Genomic DNA, 7,019 nt, shown 5'->3' with positions numbered 1-7,019 from the left:
GCGACATCAATGTTGACTGTCAGTCCGTCTTCGCGAGCAGGCTCGCTCCCACAGGGTTGATTACATTTCTTGTGAGCACAAAAAAACCGGCCGAAGCCGGTTTTTTGTTTCTACAGAATCAGAATCAAGCGTTCTGCAGATTGTCGAGATAACGCTCGGCATCCAGGGCCGCCATGCAACCGGCGCCAGCCGAGGTGATGGCTTGACGGTAGACGTGGTCAGCCACGTCACCCGCCGCGAAGATACCTTCGAGGTTGGTGGCCGTCGCGTTGCCGTCACGGCCGCCGTGGACAACCAGGTAGCCGTCTTTCAAGGTCAACTGGCCTTCGAACAACGAAGTGTTCGGGGTATGGCCGATGGCGATGAACACGCCGTCGACTTTCACTTCGTCGAAGCTGCCATCGTTGTTCTTCAGACGGGCACCGGTCACACCCATGTTGTCGCCCAGGACTTCGTCCAGGGTGGCGTTCAGCTTCAGGATGATCTTGCCTTCGGCAACCCGTGCATTGAGCTTGTCGATCAGGATCTTCTCGGCGCGGAAGGTTTCACGACGGTGAATCAGGGTCACGGTGCTGGCGATGTTGGCCAGGTACAGAGCTTCTTCAACAGCGGTGTTGCCGCCGCCGACCACAGCCACGGGCTTGTTGCGATAGAAGAAACCGTCGCAGGTGGCGCAGGCAGAAACGCCTTTGCCCATGAACGCTTCTTCCGACGGCAGGCCCAGGTAACGAGCGCTGGCGCCGGTGGCGATGATCAGAGCGTCGCAGGTGTAGGTCGCGCTGTCGCCGATCAGGGTGTACGGCTTGGCAGCGAAGTCCACGGCATTGATGTGATCGAAGACGATCTCGGTTTCAAAGCGCTCGGCGTGCTCTTTCATGCGCTCCATCAACGCCGGGCCGGTCAGGCCGTGGACGTCGCCCGGCCAGTTGTCGACTTCGGTGGTGGTGGTCAGTTGACCGCCGGCTTGCATGCCGGTGATCAGCAGTGGCTTGAGGTTGGCACGGGCGGCATAGACCGCGGCGCTGTAACCGGCAGGGCCGGAACCGAGAATAATCACTCGCGAATGACGGACTTCAGACATGACCTGCTCCTGTTGACCGGCCCGGAACACCTGGCGCGGAACGCCGGGTTGCCGGCGGGAATAAAAAAGGACCATTGAAAGCACTTGGGGAAGGCTTGAACTCGACAGTCCTGTAAAAAGATTGGGTGCAGCGTATCGAGGGGGCGAAGATTAAGGAAATACGGTTTAACAATCCAGCTCATAGGTGGTCTCTATCCCGTCAGCGTGACGAACAGGACGCCTTTGTTACAGTTAATGTCGATGCCGCTGCCGCGCTTTCGCCCGTCAGGTAAAGCCGGTAAGGTCGGCGCGTTTTCCCTCTGCTCGGAGCACGTTATGCCCGCCCCCGTTCTGTCCGGCCCGCAATACCTGCGTGAGGGCCTGAAACTGGTTCTCAGCCCCAGCCTGCGCCTTTTTGTATTGCTTCCACTGATGATCAACCTGGTGCTGTTCGTCGGATTGATCTATCTGGCCGGCCATCAGTTCAGCCTGTGGGTCGATACGCTGATGCCGTCGCTGCCCGATTGGCTGAGTTTCCTCAGTTATGTGCTGTGGCCGCTGTTTGTGGTGCTGGTGGTGTTGATGGTGTTTTTCACGTTCACCATGCTCGCCAACATCATCGCCGCGCCGTTCAACGGCTTTCTGGCGGAAAAGGTCGAGGTGGTAGTGCGCGGCACCGACGACTTCCCGGCCTTCAGCTGGGGCGAACTGGTCGCCATGATTCCGCGAACCCTGGCCCGGGAAATGCGCAAGCTCGGTTATTTCCTGCCCCGTGCGATCGGTTTGTTCATCCTTTCCTTCATCCCGGTGCTGAACATCATCGCCGCGCCACTCTGGCTGCTGTTCGGGGTGTGGATGATGGCAATCCAGTACATCGACTACCCGGCGGATAACCACAAGCTGGGCTGGAACGAAATGCTTGCCTGGCTGCGCGAGAAGCGCTGGCAGAGCATGGGTTTTGGCGGCAGTGTTTACCTGGTGCTGCTGATCCCGGTGGTGAATATATTGATGATGCCGGCCGCCGTGGCCGGGGCAACGCTGTTCTGGGTGCGCGAGCGCGGCGCGGAGAACCTCGTGGTACAACGCTGAGCGGGTCATGACTGACTGAAAGCGCCCGTTTGCTGATCACGCTTGAACTGCCCTTTCCCAGCCAACTGATACACAAGGCTGGTACACATGGCACTCATAGCACAACCATTCCGGCACCCCGACTCGGGCATCTACTACCTCCGACGCAGGGTGCCGGATGATCTAAGGAACATTATCGGCAAGACCGAGATTCGCCGTTCGCTGAACACTCGAAACCACCACCAAGCGAAGGCCGCATTTGCCGTTGCATATGCAGAGTCTGAGCGACTGTTCAACGATGCCCGCCAAGGGATCCGCATGGAACACCACAAGCCGGAGGTGCTAGCAAAGCCCCTACCTGCCTCTTATCTGCCAGCTCGCATAGAATCCTCCATAAAGCTTTCAGAAGCGCTAGCACGTTACGTTCAGTCCATCTCCATGTCGGGTAGGTCTGAGTACGTATCGCGGCGTCACGCAGTCGACTACAGCCGTGCCGTCAATCGGTACATCACTGACATGGGCGACATGCCCATTGCGGCGATCCAGCCTTCGCATATCCATAAGTTCGCTACCAACCTGATCCAGCCCGAAAACGCCAACGTGAAGCCACTGGCGACCTCATCCACGCGACTGCTATTGGCAAGGCTGTCATCGGTACTGACGTTTTCGGTGGACTCTGGCTTGATTGAAACAAATCCCGTCAGTACATCACGTATTCACAAGCGTCTAGGATCAGGTAAACCGAAACGCCGCCTGGACGATAACCGGGGGTACAGCTGGAGCGAACTGGTCACGTTATTCAGTCATGCCGAGTTTCATCGGCTTCGAACTGCCGAAGATCGTCCGGGCAATGCAGTGTTCTGGATACCCTTGATAGCCGCGTATACAGGTGGCCGACGTGAAGAGCTGGCTCAGCTATACGTAGAAGATATCCACCAGCACGAAGGAGGCTCGTGGTTCATTCGGATCATCGACGACCGCCCTGACAAATCAGTCAAAACCGACAGCAGCCGCAGAGAAATCCCTGTTCACCCGGACTTGATCGGCCTTGGTTTGTTGACGCTGGTGCAAGATCGTACGCCTGGAACCAGGGTTTTCCCTCAATTGGTCAAAGTCTCTGACGGCTTTGCAGGGATTGTTTCCAAGTATTGGCGGCCGATCACACAACGGTGCGGGGTGTACCAACCGGGCCGCCATCCGCTCCACGCGTTTCGACACAGCTTCAAAACCCTAGCCAGGGAGCACGGCATCCCCAAAGAGGTCAGTGACTGGATCACTGGGCATGCGTCAGGACACATCGGCGACAGCTACGGAATTAACCCGCTTTCTCGAATGGCCCAGGAAATACGGAAGCTTCCTAGCATCGCCAAGGCCGCCGGACTGCTTCCCAACGTATGAAGTGTCGATACTGAGCTAGGTCAGTCCGCTGGAACTAAGGCGTCAGGCTCCTAAGTGAGAAGCCGTGCGTGGAAAACTGGGTCACGCACCGTCGAAGTGGTTTGGTCGGTACAAGTCGAGGCTGGGCATCTCTGATCCCCGGAAAACGTTCCACAGTTTTCGGCACACGCTCGTCGACGATTTGCGGGACGCTGGGGTACAGGATTCGCTCATCAAATGGATAACCGGACATCGGGACGGTGCTGAGTCGTTCAGCATGTACGGCAGCCGCTCTCCGTTGACCGCCATGGCGAAACCAATAAAACACGACCCCATATAAAGGAAGAAACTGCACGCGGGCCTAGGCAGCGCCGATTGTTGATCGTGGAAGTTGGTGGCTTATAGCTATCTTAAGTGAGCTGATAGTTGGAACTCGATGAACTTTTGCGCAAAAAATCCATTGACAACAAACTTCCTGTTGCTATCATGCGGCCAACGAGAACAAAGACAGAAAAGATATCCCACTGAAACCTGGGATTGCACTACACCAAGAAAATTTTCGCGCAAGAGTATTGACTTCCGCGATCAGCCATATAGAATTCGCAGCACGCCCCACCCAGATCCAACAGGTCCATTGGACAAGTAAGAAAACAACTCTCTGCCGAGCTCGGAAATCACCGGGAACTGCACAGGGTTTTCGTCGTGTCCGGGATTTGGCAAATCCAAACATCCTAGCCCTAGTTTAAAATGTACGAGTAACTGCCATGCCTTAATTGCAAGATAAGTCCGCCCTCATGAAACACCCCTTACCAAGAATGGAGAATAACGAATGACATAAGAGAATCGCCCTCGCACACATGGCTGAGCATAGAGCCATAAAGCACATCGATTCCCAATTCCTACTAATGCAACGGAACTCTAAGTTTCCGTGACGGCCTCCTGCCGCCCTGACAAACCGATTAACAAACTACAGGATAGAACTATGACCTAGCTCCGGCCCGAACACGCACCGACCTCGCCGAGTGCTGAAACAATTCGCGAGACAATCTTTATCATCGCCCGCACTAAACGCTACTAAGTTGTAGCGACGGGCAGCTACATCCAAATTATGAGAGTTACTAATTATATGAAAACGCAAGACAAGTACACCAACGCTGCACACAACCAATTCGCTAGCGCTGTAATCATGGCTAACGGGGTCCCTTTCACGGTGCCGAACGCGCTCTACAACGCACTGAAACTCGCCGCTGATTTGGAAGGAGAACGCGAAGCACTGACTGGCCTGGTGAAAGCGCTGGAATGGCAGCTCGACGCAGACGCCCCAAAGGTAGAGTTCTATGACGACATGGCTGACACAGAGGAGCTTTTTAATACAGGTGTTGTTGCCAAGACGTTAGGGACGAGCCAGCCAAAGCTCTTTAACTACCTTCGTATGCATAAGATCCTGATGGGCAGCGGATATAAGCGTAACTTGCCATATCAGCAGCATCTGGATGCGGGCCGGCTGCAGGCTGTATGGGTCAACTGCGAGGACCGCAAGACCGGCAAGCGGAAAATCACTCCCGTTCCTCTATTCACAGGGAAAGGGATTATCTGGATCCAGCAATTTATTAAGCAGAACGGGCGCCAGGGTTTGTAATCGGACTTGACCCACAAATGCGGTAATTGATGCGCACTACTGCATCATGATTGCCACTTGGTGAGCAAGCCGAAATGGGAAAGTGCTGAGCACAGGACGACCTTATGCACCGATCTGGACGAAGTACATCTTGAAGGTGGCTGGTGCAGCACGCCAGCCAACCTCTAGTGCCAGAAGCCGATCCACTCTTGGCTGCACCATAAGCAAGAAACAAGCTCGCCAAGCGTCAAGCCATAATGAGAGTTAAATGAAAACCTAAAACCTCATCAAACACTACATATGTGGCGACGGAAAACCATTATCAAAAATCTACGACCGTAAGAGAAAACCTATGAAATACCACACTAGCAATACACTTGTTGAAACCGCGAACAACCAACACCCGACCTACATCACTGCAAGAACGAGAAGCTCAACGCAATATCTCATACCACTTACCGGCCCTATTGGTGAGATCCATGATTATGACGAGTTAGTTAATGTCCTGGCATGCGCGACAGAAGAAGATGAGATTTACATCCGACTCTCGTCCCCTGGTGGGAGCCTGGAAACTTGCGACTACTTATGCCGCCGCATGGATGAGTGCGAGGCAAAGATCACAGTCGAGATCGGTTTTACATGCGCTTCAGTCGCTTCAGCCATTGCCCTTCAAGCCGATGACTGGGTGATCTATGACAGTAGCACGATGATGATTCACTCATGCTCTTATTCCCCGGGGTACGGAAAAGAATCGGATGTCCGTGCAAGTGTCGCATACATGGAACGAGTCAACCGTGACTGGGTTGAGAGAACCTACAATGGGCTTCTCACTGAGGAAGAGTTGATTGACGCTTTGGACAACGGCAAGGACCTATATTTCTTTGCAGACGACTTGCGTGCCCGTCTTCCGCTATACGAAGAGTACCGCAAAGAATGCAAAGCCAGGCGGATCGAAGAAATCATGCAGCACTGGGAAAACCGTGTGGCTGCTTAATAGAAACACAAATATTATCGTCAGCAGTAGCTGACCCTTAAACCGCAAGGAAAGCATTATAAAATGAGCAACATTGTTAGTATCAAAGACGCCCAAACTACAGAAATCATGATCGGTGGTTTCTACGTACGACGGGACCGTGAGGGACGCTACTGTCTCAACGACTTCCATAAAGCTGCTGGCGGAGCACCTCGTCACAAGCCGACCCTATGGGTACGCCAAGCAGAAGATCTGATCAGCGAATTAGCCAAAGGTACAGATTCGTACCCTTTACAGACTAAGGCAGGTCGCTATGGCGGCACTTATGTGGCGAAAGAACTAGTCTACGACTACGCCATGTGGATCAGCTCCGAGTATCATTTGAAGGTAATCCGGGCGTATGACCGCCTTGCGACAAGTGGTGTGGCGGTACACGAGAATGCCGCCCTGTATGTGCTAGATAATCCAGAGCCCTACCTTAACACCATCATCCAACAAGCTCAGGCCCTGACTGAAGGATACACGCAGTTAGCCCTGAATGCGGAACGAGATGCACCGAAGATTGAATTTCATGACGCGGTAAATCGCGCCTCGAACTTGCAGACGGTAAGCGAGGTAGCGAAGAAGTATGGAATCGGTCGCAACAAGCTCTTCGAGCTACTACGTAACGGCAAAGTGTTGATGACAGACAAGTACAACACACCCTACCAGCGATACATTGATTCCAGGCACTTCGTAGTTGTAGGAAAGGTATACAGTGAAGCGGGTAATACTTACCGCTCCAACAAGACCATGGTGACCGGCAAGGGTGAAATATACATCGGCAAGCTGCTTCGTGAAGCTGGATGGCTCCCGGTAGAACTGGCCGCTTAATTCGCACTGACTTACTCCACAGGTGAGTAAGGCTACGCATTACAGTACTA

At 53.8% G+C, this 7,019-nt stretch carries 6 protein-coding genes and 1 pseudogene; 6 read left to right on the top strand and 1 reads right to left on the bottom strand.

Going from position 1 to position 7,019, the window contains the following annotated elements:
* Positions 1–124: 124 nt before the first annotated feature.
* The gene (gene trxB / locus ACW9HW_RS15985; protein ID WP_095193879.1) at positions 125–1,081 is read right to left on the bottom strand and encodes a thioredoxin-disulfide reductase; all 957 of its coding nucleotides are present in this window, start codon (positions 1,079–1,081) and stop codon (positions 125–127) included.
* 315 nt (positions 1,082–1,396) lie between these two features.
* Here trxB and cysZ point away from each other — a divergent pair, with 315 nt between their 5' ends.
* From cysZ to ACW9HW_RS15955, 6 genes and pseudogenes are all read left to right on the top strand, one after another.
* Positions 1,397–2,149, top strand: a complete 753-nt coding sequence (cysZ, locus tag ACW9HW_RS15980; RefSeq protein WP_457400731.1) for a sulfate transporter CysZ — start codon at positions 1,397–1,399, stop codon at positions 2,147–2,149.
* 87 nt (positions 2,150–2,236) lie between these two features.
* A complete protein-coding gene (locus ACW9HW_RS15975; protein WP_457400729.1) occupies positions 2,237–3,526 on the top strand; it encodes a DUF6538 domain-containing protein in 1,290 nt (429 codons plus the stop codon).
* Positions 3,527–3,584: 58 nt separating this feature from the next.
* Positions 3,585–3,845: pseudogene (locus tag ACW9HW_RS15970) on the top strand (site-specific integrase); the annotation flags it as partial.
* A 786-nt stretch (positions 3,846–4,631) separates the two neighbouring features.
* Positions 4,632–5,144, top strand: a complete 513-nt coding sequence (locus ACW9HW_RS15965; RefSeq protein WP_457400728.1) for a phage antirepressor KilAC domain-containing protein — start codon at positions 4,632–4,634, stop codon at positions 5,142–5,144.
* Positions 5,145–5,475: 331 nt separating this feature from the next.
* A complete protein-coding gene (locus tag ACW9HW_RS15960) occupies positions 5,476–6,117 on the top strand; it encodes an ATP-dependent Clp protease proteolytic subunit (protein WP_457400727.1) in 642 nt (213 codons plus the stop codon).
* Positions 6,118–6,180: 63 nt separating this feature from the next.
* Positions 6,181–6,969 carry a phage antirepressor KilAC domain-containing protein gene (locus ACW9HW_RS15955; RefSeq protein WP_457400725.1) on the top strand — a complete coding sequence of 263 codons (789 nt, stop codon included), beginning with the start codon at positions 6,181–6,183 and terminating at the stop codon, positions 6,967–6,969.
* Positions 6,970–7,019 lie beyond the last annotated feature (50 nt).

The organism is Pseudomonas sp. SDO5532_S415 (genome assembly GCF_054071155.1).
Note: the sequence above shows the minus strand (reverse complement) of the source record. Positions and strands in the feature narration are given on the sequence as shown.